The sequence below is a fragment of the Cellulosimicrobium sp. 22598 genome (assembly GCF_052044445.1).
Taxonomy (GTDB): domain Bacteria; phylum Actinomycetota; class Actinomycetes; order Actinomycetales; family Cellulomonadaceae; genus Cellulosimicrobium; species Cellulosimicrobium cellulans_G.
On the sequence record NZ_JBQEMZ010000026.1, the window covers coordinates 11,973 to 36,977 of the forward strand.

The window sequence follows — 25,005 nt, forward strand, 5'->3', positions numbered from 1 at the left end:
GCCGTCGTCACAGCTCGATCGAGTACATGCGCGAGCCTGTCACCTTCTCGTAGCCCAGGCTCGCGTAGAGGCCGTGCGCGCCGGACGGGTTCTCGGTGTCGACGTCGAGCGCGGCGTACTGCATGCCGTCCGCGGCGAAGGCGCGCATCCCGGCCGCGAGCGCCGCGACGGCGACGCGACGCCCCCGGTACGCGCTGCGCACGCCGAGGATCTCGGTGTAGCCGAACGTGTAGCCGCGCACGGGGAAGTCCTCGTCGTAGCGGCCGGCCATCTCGTAGCCGACGACGAGCGGCTGGCCGGCGCGCAGGGCCGCGGCGGTCTCGGCGTCCGTCGTCGGGTCGGCGAGGAGCGCGTCGACGTCGGGCGCGTCGTCGACCACGAGGAAGGACCACTGGGGCGCGAACTCGCTGCGCCCGTGCGTCCACGCCTCAGCGGTGCGGGGCTCGCTCCCCCAGTGGTCGCGGAACGCGTCGTTGTGCGCGAGGCGGGTCGCCTCGTCGAGCTCCGTCGACCACGGGACGAGTCGCAGCGACCCGTCGAGCGGCACCTCGGGGATGGGCGTGGAGAGGTCACGACGCAGGTCGGAGTAGAAGCGGCGGGTCTCGAGCCCGAAGCGCGCGTAGAGCCGCGCCTTCTCGGGTGGGTCGGTGTCCTCGCCGTAGGTGAGCAGGCGCGCGGGCAGCTCCTTGCCGCTCGCCGCGAGGAGCTGGCGTCCGCGCGCGATCTCCCAGGCGAACAGCTCGCGCCCGACGCCGCGCCCGCGGTGGGTGGGGTGGACGCCGCCCCAGAGGAACGCGCGCACGGTGTTCGCGTCGCCCGGGTTGGTGTCGACCAGCGCGTACGCGCGCAGCGTCCCGTCGGTGTCGACGCCGACGAGCGAGTCGGCCGCGAGGTCGCGCCACGGCGCGGTGAACAGCTCCTCGACCTCGCCGATCGTCTCGCGGTACGGCTCCTGGTCCGCCTCGGCGATGCCGTTGCGCAGGGCCAGCAGCGCGGGCGCGTCGGCCGGCACGGCGGGGCGCCAGGTCAGGTCGCCGGCGGTCACGGCCGGGAGGGTCGACGGCGCGGCGGCGCGCTCGACGATCGGGGCGAGCGTCGCGGGGGCCGGGTTCTCGACCTGGTCGGTCGCGGGAGAGGACATGCCGACCACGGTAGGTGCGCCCGCGCCGTCGGGCACGCGCTTTTCTCCGGTCCCCGGTCACCCCGCCAGTGACGCGCCGCGGCGCGAGGGATGCACGACGAGGTGCGTCTCTCGGTCGGGGTGGCGTCCCTCGCCGAGCACGGCGGTCCGCTGAGACGGGTCCCCACGACCGAGCAGGCGCGATCTACGCTGCGTAGCATGCCGATCGTCGTACCCCAGGACCTCGCCGACGCCCGTTCCCGGGCCCTTGCCGACGCGCTGCGCACGCGCGTCGTCGTGGCCGACGGCGCGATGGGCACGATGATCCAGGAGCAGGACCCGACGCTCGAGGACTACCAGGGCCTCGAGGGCTGCAACGAGATCCTCAACGTCTCGCGCCCGGACATCATCGCGGCGGTGCACGACGCGTACCTCGAGGTCGGGGTCGACGCGATCGAGACGAACACGTTCGGCGCCAACTGGTCCAACCTGTCGGACTACGACATCGACGACCGGATCCGCGAGCTCGCCGCGGCCGGGGCGAGGATCGCGCGCGAACGGGCCGACGCGTTCGCGACCGACGAGCAGCCGCGCTGGGTGCTCGGCTCGATGGGGCCGGGGACCAAGCTGCCGAGCCTCGGGCACACGACGTACGCGCACCTGCGCGACACGTTCGCCGAGCAGGCCGCGGGCCTCCTGGAGGGCGGGGTCGACGCGATCCTCGTCGAGACGAGCCAGGACCTGCTCCAGGCCAAGGCCGCGGTGACGGGATCGCGGAACGCCATGCGCGACGTCGGGCGCGAGGTCCCCGTCATCGTCCAGGTGACGGTCGAGACGACGGGCACGATGCTCATGGGCTCCGAGATCGGGGCCGCGCTCACGACGCTCCAGGCGCTCGGCGTCGACGCGATCGGCCTCAACTGCGCGACCGGCCCGGCCGAGATGAGCGAGCACCTGCGGCACCTGTCGCGGCACGCGGAGATCCCGGTGACGTGCATGCCCAACGCGGGGCTGCCGGTGCTCGGCCCGAACGGCGCGACGTACCCGCTGACGCCGGACGAGCTCGCGACCGCGCACACCCAGTTCGTCACCGAGTTCGGCCTGGGCCTCGTGGGCGGCTGCTGCGGCACGACGCCCGAACACCTGCGCCGCGTCGTCGAGGCGGTGCGCGCGCGGCCGGTCGTCGAGCGGCACCCGGAGCGGGAGAACGGCGTCGCGAGCCTGTACTCGCACACGGACCTGCACCAGGACGCGTCGTTCCTCGCGATCGGCGAGCGCACGAACGCGAACGGCTCCAAGGCGTTCCGCGAGGCGATGCTCGCAGAGAACTGGGACGAGTGCGTCGAGATCGCGCGCGCCCAGACGCGTGACGGGGCGCACCTGCTCGACGTCTGCATCGACTACGTGGGGCGCGACGGCGTCGCGGACGTGCGCGAGGTCGTGTCGCGCCTCGCCAGCGCGTCCACGCTGCCCCTCGTCATCGACTCGACCGAGCCGGAGGTCATCGCCGCGGGACTCGAGCTCGTGGGCGGGCGCGCCGTCGTGAACTCGGTGAACTTCGAGGACGGCGACGGCCCGACGTCGCGGTTCGCGCGGATCATGCCGCACGTCGTCGAGCACGGGGCAGCCGTCGTCGCGCTGACGATCGACGAGGAGGGCCAGGCGCGCACCGCGTCGGGCAAGGTGGAGATCGCGACCCGGCTCGTCGAGACGCTCACGCGCGACTGGGGCATGCGCGTGGACGACATCATCGTCGACGCGCTGACGTTCCCCATCGCCACGGGCCAGGAGGAGACCCGCCGCGACGCCATCGAGACGATCGAGGCGATCCGCGAGATCACGCGCCGCTACCCCGGCATCCACACGACGCTCGGGGTGTCGAACGTGTCGTTCGGCCTCAACCCCGCGGCGCGCACGGTGCTCAACTCGGTGTTCCTCCACGAGGCCGTCGAAGCCGGACTGGACTCCGCGATCGTGCACGCCGCGAAGATCCTCCCCCTCGCGCAGATCCCCGCCGAGCAGCGCGAGGCCGCGCTCGACCTCGTGTGGGACCGGCGGGGGTACGACGACGAGGGGAACCTCGTGCACGACCCGCTCGCCCGGCTGCTCGAGCTGTTCGAGGGCGTGGACTCCGCGGCGCTCAAGGACCAGCGCGCGGCGGAGCTCGCCGCGCTGCCGGTCGGCGAGCGGCTCGAGCGGCGGATCGTCGACGGCGCGCGCAAGGGCCTCGAGGAGGACCTCGACACCGCGATGGCGTCCGGGCTCAAGGCGCTCGACATCGTCAACGACCACCTGCTCGAGGGCATGAAGGTCGTGGGCGACCTGTTCGGGCGCGGTGAGATGCAGCTCCCGTTCGTGCTGCAGTCCGCCGAGGTCATGAAGACGGCGGTCGCCTACCTCGAGCCGCACATGGAGAAGATCGAGGGCTCGACCGGGTCCAAGGGCACGATCGTGCTCGCGACCGTGCGCGGCGACGTGCACGACATCGGCAAGAACCTCGTCGACATCATCCTCACCAACAACGGCTACACGGTCGTGAACATCGGCATCAAGCAGCCGATCTCCGCGATGATCGAGGCAGCCGAGGAGCACGACGCCGACGTCATCGGCATGTCCGGCCTGCTCGTGAAGTCCACCGTCGTGATGAAGGAGAACCTCGCGGAGCTCACGTCGCGCGGGCTCGCCGGCCGCTGGCCGGTCCTGCTCGGTGGCGCGGCGCTCACGCGCACGTACGTCGAGGACGACCTCGCGGGCCAGTTCCCGGGCGTCGTCCGGTACGCGCGCGACGCGTTCGAGGGCCTGCGCCTCATGGAGCCGCTCGTGCGCGTCGCGCGCGGCGAGTCGCCCGACGCCGTCGGGCTGCCCGCGCTGAAGAAGCGCCGGCACGCCGTGGTCACCGTGACCGAGACGCCCGTCGAGGACCTGCCCGCGCGGTCCGACGTCGCGGCCGACAACCCGGTGCCCGCTCCCCCGTTCTGGGGCACGCGCCTCGTCAAGGGCGTCCAGCTCGCCGAGTACGCGGCGTTCCTCGACGAGCGCGCGACGTTCATGGGCCAGTGGGGCCTCAAGCCGGGCCGGGGAGACGACGGGGCGTCCTACGAGGAGCTCGTCGAGACCGAGGGCCGCCCGCGGCTCAACGCCTGGTACGAGCGGATCCGCACCGACGGCGTCGTCGACCCGTCGGTCGTGTACGGGTACTTCCCGGTGTGGTCGGAGGGCGACGACGTCGTCGTCGCGCACCACGGCGCCGGGCTCGCGGGGATCGGCGCGCCCGACGGCGGGTCGGGCGGAGAGCCCGGGACCGAGCGGTTGCGCTTCACGTTCCCGCGCCAGCGCCGCGACCGACACCTGTGCCTCGCCGACTTCGTCAAGCCGCGGTCGTGGGTCGAGGAGACCGGCCGGTACGACGTGCTGCCCGTCCAGCTCGTCACCATGGGCGCGAGCGTCGACCAGCACACCGCGAAGCTCTTCGCGGGGAACCACTACCGCGAGTACATGGAGCTGCACGGGCTGTCGGTGCAGCTCACCGAGGCGCTGGCGGAGATGTGGCACTCGCGCGTGCGCGCCGAGCTCGGCTTCGCCGACGAGGACCCGACCGAGGTCGAGGGCATGTTCAAGCTCGAGTACCGGGGCGCGCGCTTCTCGCTCGGCTATCCCGCGTGTCCCGACATGGAGGACCGCACCAAGATCGTCGAGCTCCTGCGCCCCGAGCGCGTAGGCGTCGAGCTCTCCGCGGAGCTCCAGCTCCACCCCGAGCAGTCGACCGACGCGTTCGTGTTCCACCACCCCGAGGCCAAGTACTTCAGCGTCTGACCGCGCCACGAGGTCTCGGGCGCCCGCCGGCCGGCCCGCCGGCGATGTGCCAGCGGGCCGGCCGTGGGTGCTACCGCGTCACTTCGACGTGGCCGCGACGTTGATCCCCACCGTCGTCCAGTCGCGGGTGCCGCTGCTGTCGGTCGCGATCAGCCGGGCCGTGTACCTGCCCGGCTGGGTGTAGACGTGGGTCGCCTCGGCGCCCTCCGCCGTCGTCCCGTCCCCGAAGTCCCAGACGTAGGACCCGATGGTGCGACCCTCCGGAGCGACCGCGGAGCCGCTGAGCGTGACCGCGATGCCGGCGGGGCCGCCTCCGCGGCTCGCCTGCGCCTCGACGACCGGGGCCGTCGCGTCGGCGACGCCGCGCCCGTGGAAGACCAGCCAGTCGAGCGCCACGACGCCCGCCTCGGCGTCGGCCCTGCCCTTGCTGGAGGCGACCACGTACAGGGACGTCTCCCCGCCCTTGGCGTCGATCTCGATGGTGGGCGACACCACCTGGCCCGGTGCGGTCGCCGGGGCGATCTTGACCTGCCCCAGCTTGGGCCCGGTCGGGCTGCCTGTGCGCACCTCGAGCGTGGTCTCGGCGGCGCCACGCACGGCTCCGACGGTCAGGCCCGAGATGCCCGTCAGGTCCACGCGATCGAAGGCGATCCAGTCGCCGTCGTCGAAACCATCGACCCACCGTCCACCCCGGGCGGCATCGTCGTCGACGATCTGGACCCCGGATCCCCTGCTGAAGAACTCGGCCTCCTTGTCGCGGACCTGCAGGCGGATGATCTCCTGCGCGGCAAGCTCCGGGACGCCCGGAGCACCGAGGTCCTGGTACCCGGCACCGAGCACCGCGTACACGTTCTGGCCCACGCCGTGGTCGGCCGGGTCGAGGAAGACCTCGCCGGAGCATCCCTCGTAGTTGTCGAGAGGATGCGCGTGGTCGTTGTGCCCGAGCTGGGTCGCGACCGTGACGAGGCTGCAGTCGATCGTCCCGTCGGCCGTCGAGCCGTCCTCGGCGTCCACGACGTCGACCGCGTACGGCACCGTGTCGCCGAGCTCCGCGAAGCCGCCGGCGAGCGGCCGGGCGAAGGACACCTCGGGACGGGTGTTGCCGACCGTGATCTTCTGGACGGAGACGCCGCTGAGCCCGTCGGTGTCGGTAACGGTCAGGCGTGCGGTGTGCTGCCCGTTCTCCGTGTAGGTGTGGACGGGGTCACGTTCCGTCGAGTCGACGGTGCCGTCGTTCTCGAAGTCCCACTCGTAGGTGATGTCGAGCCCGTCCGGGCTCTGGCTCGCGCTGCCGTCGAAGGCGACGGCCAGCGGCGCCGTGCCCGAGTCGACGTCGGAGGTGAACTGGGACACCGGGCGACGACCGTCGGCTGCGTAGTCGATGCGGTAGATGCCGGCGTCCGTGTTGGTGCTGCCCCGGCCCGCCCCGCTGCCTCGCCCGAAGTCGATGACGTACAGCGATCCGTCGGGCCCGAACTCCGCCTCGAACGGTGCGACGAACGTCTCGTCGGGCAGGAACGGGTCGATCGAGAGCAGCTCGCCCGTCGTCTCGTCCAGCGACAGCATCTTGTAGTAGTGCCGCGCGTACTCCGAGACGAACCACCGCCCGTCGTAGGACTCCGGGAACTTCGTCTTCACGTCGAGCTCGGGGTCGTAGCGGTAGACCGGGCCGGCCATCGGCGCGGCGCCTCCCGAGCCGAGCTCGGGAAACTGCTCCGAGACCCCGTAGCCGTACCAGACCAGGGGTTCCTGGGTCGGGGGCAGCTCGCGGAGGCCGGTGTTGTTGGGCGAGTCGTTGACCGGGCGGGCGCAGTCGAACGGCTCGCCGGACACCCCGGTCGCGTAGTCGTAGTCGACGTACGGCTGGTCGTTCCCGTGGCAGTACGGCCACCCGTGGTTCCCCGGTCCGGTCATCCGGACGAGCTCGACCAGCCCTTCCGGACCCCGCAGCGGGTTCGCCACCCGGGCGTCGGGCCCGTAGTCACCGACCAGGACGGCACCGGTCGCAGGATCGACGGTGATGCGGAACGGGTTGCGGAAGCCCATGCCGTAGATCTCGGGCCTCGTGTTCTCCGTCCCCGGCGGGAAGAGGTTTCCCTCGGGGACGGTGTACGTCCCGTCGTCCTGGGGCGTGATCCGGAGGATCTTGCCGCGCAGGTCGTCGGTGTTCGCCGACGTCGCCTGGGCGTCGTACGCGCGGCGGCCCGGTCGTTCGTCGATCGGGGTGTACCCCTGCTGGTTGAACGGGTCGGTGTTGTCACCGGTGGCGACGTAGAGGTTCCCGTCGGGGCCCATGGCGAGCGAGCCGGCCATGTGCGAGTTGGCGCGACCCTCCCCGCGCCAGATCGTGAAGTCGAGCAGACGCTTCTCGGAGCCTCGGTCGATCACGTTGTCGGGCCCCATGGTGAACCGCGACAGATTCATCGTGGCCACGTCGGGGTCGCTCCAGAGGAGGTAGACCCAGCCGTTCTCGACGAAGTCGTTGTCGAGCGTCAGGCCGAGCAGACCGTCGGACTGCGTCAGCAGGTCGAGGCCGTAGTCGAGGTCGAGCGCGGTGAACTGGCGGAGCGTGTCCTGCTCGAGCACCTTCACCTGTCCCGTCCGCTGGATGTAGACCACGCGCCCGTCCTCGGCGACGTCGAGCTCGAACGGGTCGGCGAGGCCTTCGGTGACCAGCGGCACCTTGTCGAAGACGTCGTCCGCGACCTCGGCAGGAGGGGGTGCGTCCTCGTGCGCGTGAGCGGCTGGGACAGAAGCGACGGTGCCGATCGCGGCGATCATCCCGATCGTCGCCCTCAACGCTCTGCTGTGTTGCGCAGACATCATCAAGCTCTCCCTCGTGTGGTCGAGTGCCTCGGCGCGACCGGCTGTGGCCGCGCACGGCACACCTTCGTCACAGGGGCGGTCCGGACGGGCCGCTCCTTCGTTCCCTCGTGGGGTCTGGGTCTGGTGGTGGGTCGAGACTCGGCCGCTCGTGGGGTCTGGTGGCGGGGTCGAGACTCGGCGCAGCATGGCGACCGTGCCGTGGGCTGCCGGCCCGCGGGAGCGGGCCGGCAGCGGTCGGTCAGTACTGGAGCTCGGTCAGGTACGCAAGGCTCGTGCACGCCGACGTCACGCCGTCGGGGCGTGGCTGGTCGTTCTCGGTGAACGCGTACTCGACGCCCGCCAGGGACGCGTTCGCGAAGATCTCGGCGAAGTCGATGGTGCCCGACCCGACGTCGGCGAAGGAGCCGTCAGGAGCGATGTCCTTGAGGTGGAGCAGCCCGAACCGGCCGGGGTAGGTCTCGAAGAGACCGACCGTGTCGACCCCGACGCTGGCCGCCCAGTAAACGTCGAGCTCCATGGTCACGAGCTCGGGGTCGGTCTCGCGGACCAGGACGTCGTAGCCGGTCACCCCGTTCTCCTCGGTCTGGAACTCGAAGCCGTGGTTGTGGTACGCGACCGTGATGCCGGCCTCCTTGAGCTGCGCGCCGGCCTCGTTCAGCACGGCCGCGGTCCGGGAGTAGTCCGCGAGGGTCCACCGACCCGAGCCGGAGATGCGCACGTACTCGGCACCGATGGCCTGCGCCTCGGCGATCACGCCGTCGATGTCGTTCTCGAGGTTCGCCTGACTGACACCGAGCGACGGCACCGCGATGCCCGCAGACTCGGTGAGCGGCGCGAGCTGGGCGGCCGTGTAGCCGTAGAAGCCGCCGACGGCGCCCGACGGTTCCATGTTCTGGAAGCCGCACTCGGCCAGGGCCGCCAGGGTGCCCTCGGCGTCCGACGGCATCGTGGCACGGACGGTGTAGCCGACGAGGCCGATCCGGCTCAGGTCGACGGAGCGTGTCCCGGTCACGGGATGCGGTCGCCCGACCTCGGACGCGGCCGCTGCCGAGACGATCGCGGCACGCTCGGCGTCGGAGATGACGCCGTTGCGTACCTGCTCGGTGGCGATGCGTCCGATCGTGCTGACGAACTGGCCGTGGTTGGCGAACGGCGCCTCGGCCATGAAGACGTCCATCAGCGTGCACCCGTCGCCACGATCGACGTTCGCGACCCCGGATGCTGCAGCGCCGTCTCCGAAGAACACGCTCGAGTCCGCCGAGTAGCCGTACGTGCACGCGTCCGACTCCGTCGCCGCATGCGCGCCCGACGCGACGAGGGGGAGCACGAACGCTCCGGTCGCGGCGGCAACGAGCCGAGCTCGCCGGCTCCGGCGTCTACCGGCGCGAGGGGATGTTGCGAGTGCCATCAGTCTGCCTCTCCGTTGAGGAATGCCTGCTCAGGACGTGCGTCCCGTGGCTGCGCAGTGCGCGTGACCCCGACGCTAGGTCGCCCCCGGGACGGCAACAACGAGTTGCCACTTGTTGCCCCTGGGCCCCGGAACCGCACTGTTGCCGCGACCTGCGCGGCAACTGACGGCAACTCGGCAACCGACGGCAACTCCTTGCCCGCGCACCGAGCGCCGAGGTCGACTCTCGACGTGACCACTGCCCAGCCGTTCACCCCACCGGGCGCGCCGATGCGCGATCGCGCCGCTCGCGACCTCACGCCGTCCACCGGGATCCCCGGCCACGCCGCGCCGACGGAGCGGACAGGACTGTGGCTCGTGGGAGCGCGCGGTTCGGTGGCGACGACGGCGACGCTCGGGCTCGCCGTGCTCGCCCAGGGCCACGCGGCACCGACCGGGTGCGTGACCGCGCAGCCGGAGTTCGACGACGTGCCGCTGCCCGGGTTCGGCGACCTCGTCGTCGGCGGGCACGACCTCTCTCCTTGCCCGATGGTCGAGCGAGCCGAGGCCTTGGTCGGCGCCGGGATGATCGCCCCGTCTCTGCTGTCGACGGCACGTAGCGCCCTGGAGGCCGCCGACGCCGAGGTGCGGCCCGGCTACGACCCGCAGGGGCACGACGGCTCCCAGCTCGAGGTGGCCGAACGGCTCGCGGCGGACGTCCTCGCGTTCCGCGACCGGCACGCCCTGGCCCGGGTCGTGGTCGTCGACCTGGCCTCGACCGAGCCGCCGATCGAGCCACGGCCCGAGCACGACGACGTCGACGCGCTGCTCGCGGCGCTCGCCGAGCCCGCTCGCACGGTCCTGCCCCCGTCGTCGGTGACCGCGTACGCCGCCGTGCTCGCGGGCGCGCCGTACGCCGCCTTCACGCCGTCGGCGGGCATGGCGATCCCCGCGCTGACCCGGCTGGCTACGCAGGCCGGCCTGCCCGTCGCCGGCCAGGACGGCAAGACGGGTCAGACCTGGCTGCGGACCGTCCTGGCGCCCGCGTTCACGGCCCGCGGCCTCCGGGTGCTCTCCTGGGCCGGGACCAACCTGCTCGGTGGCGGCGACGGCGCCACCCTGGCCGACCCGCAGAACGTCCGCAGCAAGCTCGCGACGAAGTCGCGCGGCCTCCGGGACCTCACCGGCTCCGACGTCACCCCGCTGCACATCGACAACGTGCCCGACCTCGGCGACATCAAGGTCGCGTGGGACCACGTGCACGTCGAGGGCTTCCTCGGCACCCGCTTGACCCTGCAGACGACCTGGAGCGCGTTCGACTCGATGCTCGCGGCGCCGTACGTGCTCGACCTCACCCGCCTCCTCGCCCTCGCGCACGCCGCAAGGATCGCGGGGCCGGTGCCCGAGCTCGGGTTCTTCTTCAAGGAGCCGTGGGCCTCCGACACGCACGACGCTGCCGCGCAGGCTCGCGACCTGCACGCGTGGGCCGGCCGGCTCGGCGCGCTCGTCGCGTCGCGGACCGGCGTGTGACACGGCGACGGCCTCGGGTGCCGTCCGACCAGTCGCGCCGGGCTGCGGCACGGAGCGTCGCCTCCGCGATGACTTCTCGCTGAGCACGAGGTCTACCCCTCGACACGAACCACGCGATCACGACGGAGCGGGCCATGGGATCGATCGAGATCGAGCTGTTCACGACCCTCGACCTCGTCGGGCAGGCGCCCGGCGGGCCGGAGGAGGACCCGGAGGGAGGGTTTGCGTTCGGCGGCTGGCAGGCACCGCTGATCGACGACGTCGCGGGCGCGCAGATCGCCGCGGCGTACGAGGGCGCGGACGCGCTGCTGCTCGGGCGGCGGACGTACGACATCTTCGCGTCGTACTGGCCGTTCCAGGAGGGCGGCCAGGACGACGACTTCGCCGCCCTGTTCAACCGCATCCCCAAGTACGTCGCGTCGCGCGGCACGCCGGACCTTCCGTGGGCCGGGTCGACGCTGCTCGGACCGGACCTGCCCGCCGCGGTGCGCGAGGTGCGCGACCGCCACGAGCACGTCAAGGTCGTCGGCAGCCTCGACCTGGTGCAGACGCTGCTGCGGGAGAGGCTGTTCGACCGCCTCGACCTGTGGGTGCACCCCATCGTGCTCGCCACGGGCAAGACCGTGTTCGACGGCGGCGCCGTCCCCACCAACCTCACCCTCCTCGAGCCGCCCGCACCCAGCCCCAACGGGACCGTCCTGCTGCGCTACGGCCTCGCCGCCGGCACACCCGGGACGGGCGACATGAGCGAGCCGGGACGCGGCGTCGGGCAGGACGCCTGATCCAGGAGAGCGTCGTCGGGCACGAAAGCCCGTCGGCGCCCGGCGGCTCGCAGCCCATGCACCCCGGACCTACGAGTCCGCACCCAGGAACCCGACCTCAGGAGACGTGCCCATGACGATCCAGCGACTCGACAACGTGGCGGTCGTCGTCGACGACCTCGACGCGGCCGTCGCGTTCTTCGCCGAGCTCGGGATGGAGCTCGAGAACCGGATGACGATCGAGGGGCGGTGGGCCGAGCGCGTCGTCGGGCTCGACGGCCTGCGGTCGGAGATCGCGATGATGCGCGTCCCCGACGGGCACGGGCGCCTCGAGCTCACCCGGTACCACGCGCCCGCGCCGCTCGACCTCGGCCTGGGCACGGCCCCGCCGAACGTGCTGGGCCTGCACCGCGTGATGTTCGCCGTCGACGACATCGACGACACGGTGCGGCGCCTCGGGCCCCACGGCGGCGCGGTGATGGGAGAGATCGTCGAGTACGAGGGCGTCTACCGGCTCTGCTACCTGCGCGGACCGGGCGGCGTCATCGTGGGGATCGCGGAGCAGCTCGACTGAGAACCCGCCGGCCGCTACGAGGCGGCCGCGGTCTCCCCGCGGAGGATCGAGGTCATCTTCTTCCCTCGCGCTACCTCGTCGACGAGCTTGTCGAGGTAGCGGATCTTCTGCATGAGCGGGTCGTCGATCTCCTCGACGCGGACGCCGCAGATCACCCCGGTGATGAGCGAGGCGTTCGGGTTCATCGACGGTGCCCGGTCGAAGAACTCCTCGAGCGTGATCTCGTCCGAGATCGCCGCCGCGAGCCCGGCGTCGTCGTAGCCGGTGAGCCAGGCGATGACCTGGTCGAGCTCGTCCGTCGTGCGCCCCTTGCGCTCCACCTTGGTCACGTAGAGCGGGTAGACGCTCGCGAAGCTGATCCCGAAGATGCGGTGTCGCGCCATGGCTGCCTCCTCATGCCCGCCAGGGTCCGTCGCCGCCCGGCCCGGGCGGCCGTCCGGCACGGTTCACGCTACCCCGCGGCTCCCGCCGGACGGACCGCGACCATCGCGTGCGAGGCCTCGATCCGGTCCACGAGCAGCGTGCCCGCCGCGACCAGCGGCACGAGCACGAGGTTGCCCAGCAGCATCGTGCGCAGGAACGGCAGACCCGCGACGTAGCTCGCGACGAGCCCGTCCACGGACGCCGGGTACCAGATGCCACGCCCCTGGAACCAGACGCCGAGGTTGGTCCACGCGAAGAACCACAGCGAGCCCGCGACACCGAACGCGGCTCCCGCGCCGACGCGGCGCCAGCCGGTCGTGTTCCGCGCGAGCAGCGAGCCCAGCCCGACGACGAGCCAGGCGCTCCACGTGAAGAGCGCGATCGCGGTGTTGCCGAGCACGACGTCGGACACGACCGTCACGGCGAGCGGCACGACGAACGCCCAGCGCGAGCGCAGCAGGAGCGTCGCCGCGAACGTCGCGGCCGTGACGAGCTCGAGGTTGGCGGGCGCGCCCAGGTCGGCACGCACGAGGCGCCAGACCACGGCCAGCGCCGCGAGCGCCACGACGAGCGCCGGGCGCCACCAGCGAGTCACCGTCAAGGCCTGCGAACCCGTCACGAGGTGAACGTCTCGAGCTTCCACGTGATCTCGTCCCCGTCCTCGGTCTCGAGGGATCCTGCTCCCACGGTAGCCATCTCGCCGTTCACGTACAGCGCCCAGAACTCGCTGTCCGGGTCGGCCGCGACGCCGTCGATCGCCGTGACGAACGCGTTCTCGCCCTCGCCGGTCACCTGGGCGGACGGGTCCGCCTCGAGCAGCAGGTCGAGCGCGGTCGTGCCCGCGCGCCCCTCGTACGAGAGCTCGGGCGCGTCCTCGGCGTCGTCGGACGCCTCGTCCGTCGCGTCGTCGGCCGGGGCGCTCGTCTCCTCGCTCGCGGTCGACGTGGACGGCGACGCGGCGTCGGCGGCCGGCTCGTCGGTGGAGGAGCACCCGGCCAGCAGGCCCGCGGCGAGCAGGACGGCGGTCAGGGCGGTGAGCGGGCGCGCGGCGGCGTCGCGGAGGGTTCGGAGGGTCACGACGCCAGCGTACGGAGCCTGCGCCGACCCGCGCCCGGACGCCCGCCAGTCGGACGACGCACCGTCACCCGATCTCCTCGCCCGCGACGGCCTTGGCGGCCAGCCGCTCCTCCTCGCTGACCTCCCAGACCTCGTAGGCGGAGTGGAACGCGAGGAGGATGATCCCGCACCCGAGCACGAGGTCCGGCCAGCCGGAGCCGGTCCACGCGGTCACGAGCCCCATCGCGATGACGGCGACGTTGACGAGCACGTCGTTGCGCGCCGACAGGAACGCCGCCCGGCTGAGCGAACCGCCGTGGTGCCGCACCCGCACCAGGAGCCACGCGCACACGCCGTTGACGACGATCGCCCCGAGCGAGGCGAGGACGAGCGGCACGACGTGGGGCGCCGTCGGGTCGCCGAAGCGCTGCACCGCCTCCCAGGCCGCGAAGAGGGCAGGACCGAGGATGAGCAGCGCCATGACCTTGCCCAGGACCGCGCGCCGCGCGAGCGGGAAGCCCAGCGCGACGGCGATGAGCAGGTTGATCGCCGTGTCCTCGAGGAAGTCCACGCTGTCGGCGAGCAGCGAGACCGAACCCGCCGCGAGCGCGACCGTGAGCTCGACGACGAAGTACGCGAGGTTGAGCCCCGCGACCAGCAGGACGGTGCGCCGTAGCAGGCGGACGAGGTCGGGGTCGCCCGCCCGACGCGCGTCCTGCCCGTCGGTCATCGTCAGACGTCGATACGCGCGTGGTCCAGTTCGGCCGCGCCGGCGACGATGAACTCCTTGCGCGGCGCGACGTCGCTGCCCATGAGCAGCTCGAACACGCGCTCCGCGGCCTCGGCGTGCTCGGCCGTGACGCGACGCAGCGTGCGGTGGCGGGGGTCCATCGTCGTCTCGGCGAGCTGGTCGGCGTCCATCTCCCCCAGGCCCTTGTACCGCTGGATGTCGTCCTTGTAGCGGCGCCCGGCCTTGTCGAGCTTCTTGAGGGTCGCGGCGAGCTCGGCCTCGGAGTACGTGTAGATGTACTCGTTCTTGCGGCGCCCGGCACCGATGACCTCGATCCGGTGCAGCGGCGGCACGGCAGCGAAGACGCGGCCCGCCTCGACGAGCGGCTTCATGTAGCGGTAGAAGAGCGTGAGCAGCAGGGTGCGGATGTGGGCGCCGTCGACGTCGGCGTCCGTCATGAGCACGATCTTGCCGTAGCGCGCGGCCTCGAGGTCGAACGACCGCCCCGACCCGGCGCCGAGCACCTGGATGATCGCGGTGCACTCGGCGTTGCGCAGCATGTCGCTCACGGACGCCTTCTGCACGTTGAGGATCTTGCCGCGGATGGGCAGGAGCGCCTGGAAGTCGGAGCTGCGCGCGAGGCGCGCGGTGCCGAGCGCGCTGTCGCCCTCGACGATGAACAGCTCGCTGCGCTCGACGTCGTCGCTGCGGCAGTCGACGAGCTTGGCCGGGAGGGACGACGTCTCGAGCGCGTTCTTACGCCGCGAGATCTCCTTCTGCTTGCGCGCGGTGATGCGCGCGCGCATCTCCGCCACGACCTTGTCGAGCAGCAGCGCGGCCTGCGTCTTCTCGTCGCGCTTGGTCGACGTGAGGAGGGCGTTCAGCTCCTTCTCCACCACGCGCGACACGATGCCGCGCACGGGCGCGGTGCCGAGGACCTCCTTCGTCTGGCCCTCGAACTGCGGCTCCGCGAGGCGGACGGTGACGACGGCGGTCAGGCCGGCGAGGACGTCGTCCTTCTCGATGCGCTCGGACGCGTCCTTCGTCGAGACCTTGAGGCGGCGCGCGTTCGTCTCGACCGCCTTGCGCAGCACCTTGAGCAGGCCCTGCTCGAACCCGCCGAGGTGGGAGCCGCCCTTGGGCGTGGCGATGATGTTGACGAAGCTGCGGACCTCGGTCTCGTACCCCGTGCCCCAGCGCAGCGCGACGTCGACCTCGCAGTCGCGCTGGACCGCCTGCGGCGTCATGTGGCCGCGGTCGTCGAGCACCGGGACGGTCTCCGTGAACGACCCCGAGCCCGTGAGGTGCCAGGTCGCGGTGACGGGCGTGTCCGGCGCCAGGAAGTCGACGAAGTCGACCGACCCACCCGTGTGCACGAACGTCTCCTCGTGCGGCCCGTCCTCCCCCGGCGTGCCCGGGACGCCGCGCTCGTCGCGCACGGTGATCTCGAGGCCGGGGACGAGGAACGTCGTCTGGCGCACGCGCGTGACGAGCTCGTCGTAGGAGAAGACGGCGGTCTTGAGGAAGATCTGGCGGTCGGCCCAGTAGCGCACGCGCGTGCCCGTGACGCCGCGCTTCGTCTTGCCGACGACGGCGAGCTCCGACCCGGAGACGAACGGCTCGAACGGGGCGTCCGGCGTCGGTCCCGCCTTCGGGTCCGTGAAGACGCCCGGCTCGCCGCGGTGGAAGGTCATGCGGTGCGTCTTGCCGCCGCGGTCGACCTCGACGTCCAGGCGCGCGGACAGCGCGTTGACGACGGACGCCCCGACGCCGTGCAGACCGCCCGACGCGGTGTACGACCCGCCGCCGAACTTGCCGCCCGCGTGGAGCTTGGTGAACACGACCTCGACGCCGGACAGCCCGGTCTTGGGCTCGATGTCCACGGGGATGCCGCGACCGTCGTCCTCGACCGTCACGGACGAGTCGGCGTGCAGCACCACCCGGATCTTCGAGCAGTTCCCCGCGAGCGCCTCGTCGACCGAGTTGTCGATGATCTCCCAGAGGCAGTGCATGAGACCGCGCGAGTCGGTCGTGCCGATGTACATGCCCGGGCGCTTGCGCACGGCCTCGAGGCCCTCGAGCACGGACAGGTGCCGAGCGGTGTAGCTGGACTCAGCGGAGGTGGTCGTCACGGCGGCAAGCCTAGACGAGCGCGCCCACACCGTTGCGCTCCCCCGCCGCGAGGCCGCTGCGCGACGACGCGGCTCCGCTTCGCGGGTAGCGAACCCCGGGCCCCGGCGGGACGAATCCTCGGGAGCAGATGGTTTGATGTTCACGTGACTGCTACGACGACCACCACCGAACCGCTGACCGCGGCCGACCGCTGCGACCGCTGCGGGGCCCAGGCGTACGTCCGTGTGGTCCTGCCGAGCGGCGAGCTGCTGTTCTGCGGCCACCACGCGCGGGCGCACGCGGATGCCTACACCGACCTCGCGACGTCCATCCAGGACGAGACCGACAAGCTGCTCGCGGAGCACGGCGCGCGCTGACGCGCCCTCCGCCGAGCACCGTCCCGCGCCAGGAGCGCACCACCGCGGGGACCGGCTCCACCGCCCGGTCCCGGCGGCACGACCTCAGACACGACGAAGGCCCCGAGGAGATCTCCTCGGGGCCTTCGTCGTGCGACGACGGCGGGCGGCCGGTGGTGCGCACCGGCCGCCCGCCGCGACGCGTCAGTCGAGGTAGTCGCGCAGCACCTGCGAGCGGCTCGGGTGGCGCAGCTTCGACATGGTCTTCGACTCGATCTGACGGATGCGCTCACGCGTCACGCCGTAGACCTTGCCGATCTCGTCGAGCGTCTTGGGCTGGCCGTCCGAGAGGCCGAACCGCATCGAGACGACGCCCGCCTCGCGCTCGCTGAGCGTGTCGAGCACCTGGTGGAGCTGCTCCTGCAGGAGCGTGAAGCTCACGGCGTCGGCCGGGACGATGGCCTCGGAGTCCTCGATGAGGTCACCGAACTCGCTGTCGCCGTCCTCGCCGAGCGGGGTGTGCAGCGAGATCGGCTCGCGGCCGTACTTCTGGACCTCGACGACCTTCTCCGGGGTCATGTCGAGCTCCTTGGCGAGCTCCTCGGGCGTGGGCTCACGACCCAGGTCCTGCAGCATCTGACGCTGCACGCGCGCGAGCTTGTTGATGACCTCGACCATGTGCACCGGGATACGGATCGTGCGCGCCTGGTCCGCCATCGCGCGCGTGATCGCCTGCCGGATCCACCACGTCGCGTACGTCGAGAACTTGTAGCCCTTGGTGTAGTCGAACTTCTCGACCGCACGGATCAGACCGAGGTTGCCCTCCTGGATCAGGTCCAGGAACAGCATGCCGCGACCCGTGTACCGCTTGGCCAGCGACACCACCAGACGCAGGTTCGCCTCCAGCAGGTGGTTCTTCGCCCGCTTGCCGTCGTGCGCGATCCACTGCAGCTCACGCTTGAGCTTGCGGTCCAGGTCGTCGCCCTCGGCCGCGAGCTTCTCCTCCGCGAACAGGCCGGCCTCGATCCGCTTCGCGAGCTCGACCTCCTGCTCCGCGTTCAGCAGCGCGACCTTGCCGATCTGCTTGAGGTAGTCCTTGACCGGGTCGGCCGTCGCACCCGCGGTCACGACCTGCTGGACCGGCGCGTCGTCCTCGTCGGCGTCCGACACGACGAAGCCCGTCTCCTCGGGCTCCTCGGTCGCGGCACCGGCGGCGGGCTTCTTCGCACCCGTGTCCGCGGCCGCGTCCTCCTCGTCCTCGATCACGTCGATCTCGAGGTCCTCGACCTCGACCTCGACGTCGTCCTCGTCGTCGTCCTTCTTCTTGGCGCGCGCGGGGGCCGCCTTCGCCTTGGCCGGAGCCTTCGCCGCGGTCTTGCGCGCCGCGGGCTTCGCCGGGCCGGTGGACGGGGCGGCCTCAGCCGCGTCGCCCTCGGCGGCCGGGGCGGCCTTGGTGGTGGTCGTCGTGCGCTTGGTCGTCGACGCGGACTTCGCCGCCGCGGGCTTGGTGCGCGCCGTCGTCGTGCTGCGCGGGGACGCCGCCGCGGCGACCTTGGTCGTGGTCGGGATGTCGACCTCGACGCCGGCGCCCGCGAGCGCGCGGAAGACCGCCTTCAGCCGCTTGGCGTCGTTGACGGCGGCCTGCTCGCACGCGGTGCGGAAGCTCTCGGCGTCGACGCGACCGTTCGCGCTGCCGCGCCGCAGGAGCTCCTGCAGGGCGGGGTGCTCGAACTCTCGCGGGAGTGCGGAAATCGGGGTTGAGGGCGCCACAAACCGACCTTTCGGCAATCATGGGGGGCGGTAGGGCCGCCGGAGCGGGGACGTGAACCGTGAAGTGCGGGCTTCTCGTGGACTCTCACGGTGAGTCGTCGGGCTCTGGCGGATACCTATATTGTACCGGCGATCCGTGCACCGGACGCCGCGACACGAGGTGAGGTCGGACCTGACCGCCTCGCGGCGGCCCGCACACCACGTCTCGGCGACGTTCGACACCCGGGTCCTGGCCTGTACAACGGCCAGGTACCCCCGAAGATTCCCTGCTCAGGCCCCCGCGCGCTCGGGCTTGACGGCCAGCACCGGGCAGGGCGCGTCGAGCAGGATGCGCTGCGCGTTCGACCCGAGGATGAGCTTGCCGACCGGGCTGCGGCGGCGCAGGCCGATGACGATGAGGTCCGCGGAGGCCCGCTCGGCGGCGCTCACGAGGTCCTCGGCGAGGTCGGACGTCCCCTGCTCGCGCAGCAGCGTCGTCCCCGTCCCCGCGAGCCGCTCCTCGACCCGACGCAGGTCGTCCTCGTGCGCCGCGACGAGCTCGGGCGTCGAGGTCGACGCCTCCGTGACGACGACCACGAGATCGGTGCCGCGCCGGACCGCCTCGGTGGCCGCGCTGTCGAGAGCCTCACGACCCTCGGGCGTGCTCAGGTGCGCGACGACGACGCTCATGTGTCCTCCGGGAACGGATCGTGGGCGCGGTCGGCCGCGGGCGGCGACCGCAGGTCGTGTTGCGGTCGAACCTACCCGAACCCGCGCGCCGCGGCTCACACGTCGGCGCGGATCCAGCCCGGCGCGACCCCGGCGTCGAGCGCGCTCGACAGCAGGAGGGCGAGCCGGTACGTCGGGTCCTCCGCGAGCGCCTCGTCGAGCCGGCGTCCCGCCCTGCCGCCGTCCCCGTGCCACCAGGCGACGAGCGCGAGGAGCGTGAGCGCCGGGGCCGTGCTCCCGCGCGGCGCGTGGGCCACGACCGCCTCGAGCACGGCGCGGGCGGGACCGGTCACGTCCGGGTCCGGCGCCAGCCCCGCCGCCGGGTCGACGATCGACGCGATCGCGCGCGCCGTCCCGGCGTCGACGTCGCCGCCGCGGACCGTGCGGTCCGCGAGGTCGCCCGTCCCGGGCACGAGCGAGACGAGCACGGCGTCACGCACCGGGACCGCCTCGAGCCCGGCCGCGAGCCGGCCGAGGACCGTGGCCGGAGGCAGCCCTGCACCGGTCCCCGCGCCCCGGGCCCCGCTCTCGGCACGCCCCTGCTCGTGCGCGGTCGCGCGGGCGACCGCCGCACGCCACTCGGCCAGGCTCTCGACGCGGCGGGCGACGGCGTCGGGGTCGGCCCCGGCGCCGGGAGGACCGCCCTCGCGGGCGCGGTCCCGAACCCGGCGGGCCGCGCGCGCCGCACGCCGCCGCGCGTCGGCGCCCGCGCGCGGGATCCGCAGCGCCTCCTCGCGCGAGTCCGCGAGCGCGGCCCCGGCGAGCACCATGTGCGCACCCACCTCGCTGGACTCGAGCTCGCGCAGCGGGCGCCCGCCCGGCGGGCAGCACTCGTCCTCGGCGCAGTCGAGCGCGTACCAGCCGCTCGGCGACACGACCCAGACGTCCACCGGACCGTGCTCCGGCTCGACGGCCTCCCGGCAGCGCTCGACGGCGGCCCTCACGACGGCGGTCCCGACGCCGCCGGACCGCAGCGGCGCTCCCGTGTACACGACGAGGACGACCCGCTGCGCGCCGTCGGCGGCGAGGTGGCCGACGACGGAGCGCGCGAGCTGCGGGCCGTGCTCCAGGTCGGCGAGGTCGGCGACGTCGACCCGGACGACGAGGCCGACCCGACCGCGCGGCGGTCGCAGCCCGACGAGGACGACGCTGTCCTGGGGTCGGTAGCCGAGCCGGTAGGGGACGTAGGCGAGGAGCTCGCGCGGGCCCTGGGCCCGGATCAGGGTGGTCATGACGCCCATCCCAGCCCGTCCCGACGGCGCGCGGGGCGGGCGGGCGGACGGCTGTGGACGCCCGGGGCCCGGACCCGACCCCGCGCTCCGCCTGTGGTCCACCCCCGAGGCCGGTGGTGGCTCGCAGACGCCCGGGTGACTACGGTGTGCGCGTGCCACCACGAACCCGAGCCCGCGCGCGGCGAGCGGCCCCGTCCGTCCACGCGGCCGCCGTCGTCCTCGCCGTGGCGCTGCTCGGCACGGCGCTCGCCGGCTGCCAGGCGGGCCCGGACGACGTCCAGGGGGCCGCCGGGCCCCGTGGCACGCCCGCGTCCCCCGCCGAGGAGGCTGCGGGGGACGCCGGCACGCCGCTGCCCCGCTACGACGCGGACTCCGCCGTCGGAGACCTCGTGGAGGGTTTCCCGGCCGAGCTCGTCACGGTCCCCGCGGGCGCCCAGGTGCTCGCGAGCTCGGCCCGGCCGTCCGAGGACGGCACGCTGGTCGACGTCACCCTCAACCTGCGCTCGGACGAGCCCGTCGACGTGCTCACCGCCTACTACACCGAGGCGCTCGGCGCCGCCGGGTTCGCGGTGTCGCCCTCGAGCGTCCCGAGCGCGCTCACCTCGCTCACGACGTTCGTCCGGACGCCGGCCCCCGAGTCCCCCACCGAGTCGCTGGCCGTCGGCGTGTTCGACGACGAGACCGAGCGGCTGGTGACGATCAGCGGGCAGGTCGCGGCCGGCTGACGGGTCCGACCGTGGGACGACGCCGCCGAGGTGCCGCACCGCATAGGCTGCCCCCGTGCCGAACCCGTCGCTGCCGACCTCGTCCTCGCCCGAGCCCCTCGACCCGGGGGCCCCTCGGAGCGTCACCGACCCGAGCCCGAGCGCGCTCGTCGACCGGGAGGGCGTCCGCGCCGGGGTCGACGAGGCCCTGCACGTCTCGACCGCGGCGCTGCGCGAGGAGCTCTCCTCCACGCACCCCGACGCCGACCCCCTCGCCGACGCGACGGACGAGCTGCTCGCCGGTGGCAAGCGCCTCCGGGCGGCCTTCTGCTACTGGTCCTGGCGCGCACATGGCGGCGACCCGGACGGCCCGCACCGCGAGGTCGCGCTCCGCGCGGGCGCGGCGCTCGAGCTGTTCCAGGCCGCTGCGCTCTTCCACGACGACGTCATGGACGCCTCCGACACCCGGCGCGGGCGGCCGACCGCGCACCGTGCGTTCGGGGCGCGGCACCGCGGGCTCGGCTGGTCCGGCGACGCCGACCGCTACGGCGAGAACACGGCGATCCTGCTCGGCGACCTCGCGCTCATCGCGAGCCACCGCGAGCTGGGCGACGCGCTCGACGCCCTCCCCGCCGACGTCGCGACCCGCTCGCGCGTCGTCTTCGGTCGCATGCAGACCGAGGTGATCGTCGGGCAGTACCTCGACGTGCAGGCGCAGGTGCTGCCCTGGGGCGACGACCCCGCGGCCGACGAGGAGCGCGCGCGGGCCGTGATCCGGTCGAAGTCGGCGCGCTACAGCGTGGAGCACCCCATCGCGCTCGGCGCGGCGCTCGCCGGGGCCGACGAGGACGCCGTCGCCGCGACGAGCGCGTTCGGGCTGCCCGTGGGCGAGGCGTTCCAGCTCCGCGACGACGTGCTCGGCGTGTTCGGGGACGCGCGCGTCACGGGCAAGCCCGCGGGCGACGACCTGCGCGAGGGCAAGCGCACGGTGCTCGTCGTGCGCGCGCTCGCCGCCGCGACGCCCGCGCAGCGCGACCTCCTGCTCACGCACCTGGGCGACCCTGACCTCGACGCGAGCACGGTCGAGGACCTGCGCGCCGTGCTCGTCGAGACCGGCGCGCGCGACGCCGTGGAGTCGCTCATCGCCGAGCTCACCGACCGTGCGTCGTCGGCCCTCGCCGACGCCGGGCTCGCCGAGCCCGGGGCCACGATGCTCGGGCTGCTCGCGCGGGCCGCCGTCGAGCGGACCGCCTGACGCGAGGCCGAGCGGCTCCGACGGGCCGGTCGGGCGAGCGGGTCAGAGCTCGGACTGCGCGACGCGGCGCACCCGCGCCTTGTGCCCGCTCAGGAGCGTGTCGAACGGGGGCTCACCCAGCTCGTCGTTCGGGCTGAACAGCCACTCGAGGATCTCGGCGTCGTCGAACCCGGCGTCGGTGAGCACGACGATCGTGCCCTGCAGGCTCGACAGGACGCCCACCCGCCCGCTCTCGTCCGGACGGCCCGCGTTCGCCGGGTCGACGAGGTGCAGCGGCACGAGGAAGCGGGCCGGGATCTGGAACGTCGTGCGCTCGCCGCGCTTCACGCCGACGACGCGGCGCTCCTGCACGATGCGGCGCACCTTGCCGACGTCGGTGCCGAGCGCCTCGGCGACGTCGGGCAGGGTCAGCCACTCGCCGACCAGGTCGTCGAGGGTCGGGCGGGGGCTGGGGTCACGGTCGGTCACCGGGCAAGCCTACGGCGTGCCTCCACACGACACCCACGCCGTGCGCGCCCGCGCTCACCGGATCGCGACGTCGGGCCACCTAGACTCTCTCCCGTGGCCACCGTGACGACCGATCCCCTCGTCGGCCGCCTGGTCGACGGGCGGTACGAGGTCGTCTCGCGCATCGCGCGAGGCGGCATGGCGACGGTGTACCTGGCCGTCGACCGCCGGCTCGAGCGCGAGGTCGCGCTCAAGGTCATGCACGCCCACCTCGCCGAGGGCGCGTCCGGCGCCGACTTCGTCTCGCGCTTCCGCCGCGAGGCGCGCGCGGCGGCCCGCCTCACGCACCCGGGGCTCGTCGCCGTGTACGACCAGGGGCTCGACGGCGACACGAGCTACCTCACGATGGAGTACGTGGCGGGCTCGAACCTGCGCCGCGCGATGCTCACGGAGCGCACGCTGCCGCTGGGCCGCACGCTCGACGTGCTCGAGGACGTCCTCGACGCGCTCGCCGCCGCCCACCGCGCCGGTCTCGTGCACCGCGACATCAAGCCGGAGAACGTGCTCGTCGACGCCGAGGGCCGGCTCAAGGTCACGGACTTCGGGCTCGCGCGCGCGGTCAACGAGGTCACGGCGACGACGACCGGCACCATCCTCGGGACCGTCGCCTACCTCTCCCCCGAGCTCATCGCGACGGGCGCGTGCGACGCACGGACCGACGTCTACGCCGTGGGCATCCTCGCGTACGAGATGCTGCTGGGCACGGTCCCGCACACCGGCACGACTCCCATCCAGGTCGCGTTCCAGCACGTCAACAACGACGTGCCGCCGCCCTCGGACGTCGCCCCGTGGATCCCGCCCGAGGTCGACGACCTGCTGTGCGCCCTCGCCGCGCGCGACCCCGCCGACCGCCCGGCCGACGCCGGCGCCGCGCTCGCGCTCGTGCGCTCGACCCGCGCGGCGCTCGACCCGGCCGACCTCGGGCGGCGCGTCGACCCGCCCGCGGGCGCGGCCGTCGACGGCCCCCCGGCCGAGGCCCCCGGGTCCGGCCCGACGACGGAGCACCGGTCCGCGGCGACCGCGCCCCTCGCCGCGCTCAGCCTGCAGGACCGCGAGGCCGCCGGCCTCACCGAGCCGCTCACCGTCGGGCACGTCGTCGCCCCGACGACGCGGCCGGGCCCGCCGCCACCTCCCGCTCCCCCGGTCACGGCGCGACGCCGCGGGCGAGGCCGGGCGGTCGTCTGGTCGCTCGTCGTCCTGCTCGTCCTCGCGGGGGCCGGCGGCGGCGCGGCCTGGTGGTTCTCCTCCGGGCCCGGCGCGTACACGCAGGTCCCCGGCGGGCTCGTCGAGGCGTCCCGGACCGAGGCCGCCGCGATCCTCGACGGGGCGGGCCTCGACCACACGGTCGAGGAGCGCTACGACGACGCCGTGCCGGAGGGCGCCGTCGTGGCGACCGACCCGGCGTCCGGCGAGGACGTGCGCAAGGACGGCAGCGTGCAGCTCGTCGTGTCGAAGGGCGTGCGGATGCTCACCGTGCCGACCGGCCTCGTGGGCGCGACGCAGGAGGAGGCGACCGCCGCGATCGAGGGCGCCGACCTGACGCTCGGCGACCCCGTCCTCACGCCGCACGACGAGGTGCCGTCGGGCCAGGTCATGGCCGTGAAGGACCCCGACGGCAACGTCATCGAGGAGGGCGCCACGATCCGGCACGACGTGCCGGTGGTGCTCACCGTCTCGTCCGGGCCCGCGCCCGTCGTCGTGCCGCAGGTCACGGGCTCCCCGAAGGACGCCGCGGTCCAGGCCCTGGAGGACCAGGGCCTCGTGCCCGCGGTCACCGAGGAGTACTCGGAGTCCGTCGCCGCGGGCCTCGTGATCCGCCAGGACCCCGAGCAGGGCACCGACGCGCACCGGACGGACACGGTGAACGTCGTCGTGTCGCTCGGGCCGCCGCTCGTCGAGGTGCCCAACACCTACTCGATGAACGTCAAGGCCGCCGAGAAGGCGCTCACCGACGCGGGGTTCACGGTCGAGGTCCGGCACCCGCAGGGCATCAGCCCTCTCAACATCGTCTACGCCCAGGACCCTCCGGGCGGCGACGGCCGCACCGCCCCGAAGGGCTCGACGATCGTCATCAACGTCTTCTGACGTCGACTCCCCAGCATGTGGCTGTGGGCCATTCCGAAAGCGGGGAGGGGCACAAC

Annotated in this window: 20 protein-coding genes; 8 read left to right on the forward strand and 12 right to left on the reverse strand. The window is 73.1% G+C overall.

The features are described 5' to 3' along the window. Window positions 1-7: 7 nt before the first annotated feature. Window positions 8-1,141 (reverse strand): N-acetyltransferase family protein, encoded by a 1,134-nt coding sequence (locus ACTJIY_RS19475; protein WP_440675199.1) that lies wholly within the window; start codon window positions 1,139-1,141, stop codon window positions 8-10. 198 nt (window positions 1,142-1,339) lie between these two features. On the opposite strand from ACTJIY_RS19475, the gene metH reads away from it, so the two are divergent. After that, window positions 1,340-4,933: a methionine synthase gene (gene metH, locus ACTJIY_RS19480; protein WP_440675200.1), complete on the forward strand. Its 3,594-nt coding sequence runs from the start codon at window positions 1,340-1,342 to the stop codon at window positions 4,931-4,933. 78 nt (window positions 4,934-5,011) lie between these two features. Here the strand turns inward: metH and ACTJIY_RS19485 are convergent, their stop codons facing one another. Together ACTJIY_RS19485 and ACTJIY_RS19490 are read right to left on the reverse strand one after the other, a co-directional pair. Next, entirely contained in the window at window positions 5,012-7,714 is a 2,703-nt protein-coding gene (locus ACTJIY_RS19485; protein WP_440675201.1) for a PKD domain-containing protein, read from the reverse strand. Between the two features lie 283 nt (window positions 7,715-7,997). Continuing rightward, window positions 7,998-9,086, reverse strand: coding sequence for a sugar phosphate isomerase/epimerase family protein (locus ACTJIY_RS19490; protein ID WP_440675202.1), 1,089 nt, complete (start codon window positions 9,084-9,086; stop codon window positions 7,998-8,000). 312 nt (window positions 9,087-9,398) lie between these two features. On the opposite strand from ACTJIY_RS19490, the gene ACTJIY_RS19495 reads away from it, so the two are divergent. From ACTJIY_RS19495 to ACTJIY_RS19505, 3 genes are all read left to right on the forward strand, one after another. After that, complete coding sequence (locus ACTJIY_RS19495; RefSeq protein WP_440675203.1) at window positions 9,399-10,676, forward strand: inositol-3-phosphate synthase; 1,278 nt, start codon at window positions 9,399-9,401, stop codon at window positions 10,674-10,676. 134 nt (window positions 10,677-10,810) lie between these two features. Beyond that, entirely contained in the window at window positions 10,811-11,458 is a 648-nt protein-coding gene (locus ACTJIY_RS19500; protein WP_440675204.1) for a dihydrofolate reductase family protein, read from the forward strand. A gap of 112 nt (window positions 11,459-11,570) precedes the next feature. Next, entirely contained in the window at window positions 11,571-12,011 is a 441-nt protein-coding gene (locus ACTJIY_RS19505; protein ID WP_439158995.1) for a VOC family protein, read from the forward strand. Between the two features lie 14 nt (window positions 12,012-12,025). Here the strand turns inward: ACTJIY_RS19505 and ACTJIY_RS19510 are convergent, their stop codons facing one another. The 5 genes from ACTJIY_RS19510 to ACTJIY_RS19530 all read right to left on the reverse strand — a co-directional run bounded on the left by ACTJIY_RS19510 (window position 12,026) and on the right by ACTJIY_RS19530 (window position 16,352). Further along, window positions 12,026-12,394, reverse strand: coding sequence for a DUF2200 domain-containing protein (locus ACTJIY_RS19510; protein ID WP_253049988.1), 369 nt, complete (start codon window positions 12,392-12,394; stop codon window positions 12,026-12,028). Window positions 12,395-12,462: 68 nt separating this feature from the next. Further along, entirely contained in the window at window positions 12,463-13,029 is a 567-nt protein-coding gene (locus ACTJIY_RS19515; protein WP_440675205.1) for a DUF6580 family putative transport protein, read from the reverse strand. A gap of 20 nt (window positions 13,030-13,049) precedes the next feature. After that, window positions 13,050-13,511: a DUF4430 domain-containing protein gene (locus ACTJIY_RS19520; protein ID WP_353709086.1), complete on the reverse strand. Its 462-nt coding sequence runs from the start codon at window positions 13,509-13,511 to the stop codon at window positions 13,050-13,052. Window positions 13,512-13,575: 64 nt separating this feature from the next. After that, window positions 13,576-14,220, reverse strand: coding sequence for a cation transporter (locus ACTJIY_RS19525; RefSeq protein WP_440675206.1), 645 nt, complete (start codon window positions 14,218-14,220; stop codon window positions 13,576-13,578). A gap of 2 nt (window positions 14,221-14,222) precedes the next feature. Beyond that, window positions 14,223-16,352, reverse strand: a complete 2,130-nt coding sequence (locus tag ACTJIY_RS19530; protein ID WP_253049999.1) for a DNA gyrase/topoisomerase IV subunit B — start codon at window positions 16,350-16,352, stop codon at window positions 14,223-14,225. A 144-nt stretch (window positions 16,353-16,496) separates the two neighbouring features. Between ACTJIY_RS19530 and ACTJIY_RS19535 the strand changes: the two genes are divergently transcribed. Continuing rightward, the gene (locus ACTJIY_RS19535; RefSeq protein ID WP_021479923.1) at window positions 16,497-16,709 is read left to right on the forward strand and encodes a DUF7455 domain-containing protein; all 213 of its coding nucleotides are present in this window, start codon (window positions 16,497-16,499) and stop codon (window positions 16,707-16,709) included. A 183-nt stretch (window positions 16,710-16,892) separates the two neighbouring features. Here ACTJIY_RS19535 and ACTJIY_RS19540 read toward each other — a convergent pair whose 3' ends face one another. From ACTJIY_RS19540 to ACTJIY_RS19550, 3 genes are all read right to left on the reverse strand, one after another. After that, window positions 16,893-18,458, reverse strand: a complete 1,566-nt coding sequence (locus ACTJIY_RS19540) for an RNA polymerase sigma factor (protein ID WP_440675207.1) — start codon at window positions 18,456-18,458, stop codon at window positions 16,893-16,895. 270 nt (window positions 18,459-18,728) lie between these two features. Beyond that, a complete protein-coding gene (locus tag ACTJIY_RS19545; protein WP_440675208.1) occupies window positions 18,729-19,127 on the reverse strand; it encodes a universal stress protein in 399 nt (132 codons plus the stop codon). A 95-nt stretch (window positions 19,128-19,222) separates the two neighbouring features. Continuing rightward, complete coding sequence (locus ACTJIY_RS19550; RefSeq protein ID WP_440675209.1) at window positions 19,223-20,398, reverse strand: DUF4192 domain-containing protein; 1,176 nt, start codon at window positions 20,396-20,398, stop codon at window positions 19,223-19,225. A gap of 152 nt (window positions 20,399-20,550) precedes the next feature. On the opposite strand from ACTJIY_RS19550, the gene ACTJIY_RS19555 reads away from it, so the two are divergent. Together ACTJIY_RS19555 and ACTJIY_RS19560 are read left to right on the forward strand one after the other, a co-directional pair. Beyond that, complete coding sequence (locus tag ACTJIY_RS19555; RefSeq protein ID WP_253050011.1) at window positions 20,551-21,123, forward strand: hypothetical protein; 573 nt, start codon at window positions 20,551-20,553, stop codon at window positions 21,121-21,123. A gap of 55 nt (window positions 21,124-21,178) precedes the next feature. Beyond that, window positions 21,179-22,357: a polyprenyl synthetase family protein gene (locus tag ACTJIY_RS19560; protein ID WP_353709083.1), complete on the forward strand. Its 1,179-nt coding sequence runs from the start codon at window positions 21,179-21,181 to the stop codon at window positions 22,355-22,357. Window positions 22,358-22,399: 42 nt separating this feature from the next. Here the strand turns inward: ACTJIY_RS19560 and ACTJIY_RS19565 are convergent, their stop codons facing one another. Further along, window positions 22,400-22,825 (reverse strand): Rv2175c family DNA-binding protein, encoded by a 426-nt coding sequence (locus tag ACTJIY_RS19565; protein WP_353709082.1) that lies wholly within the window; start codon window positions 22,823-22,825, stop codon window positions 22,400-22,402. Between the two features lie 93 nt (window positions 22,826-22,918). Between ACTJIY_RS19565 and ACTJIY_RS19570 the strand changes: the two genes are divergently transcribed. After that, on the forward strand, window positions 22,919-24,949 hold the full coding sequence (locus tag ACTJIY_RS19570) for a protein kinase domain-containing protein (protein WP_440675210.1): 2,031 nt from the start codon (window positions 22,919-22,921) through the stop codon (window positions 24,947-24,949). The last annotated feature ends 56 nt before the right edge of the window (window positions 24,950-25,005 follow it).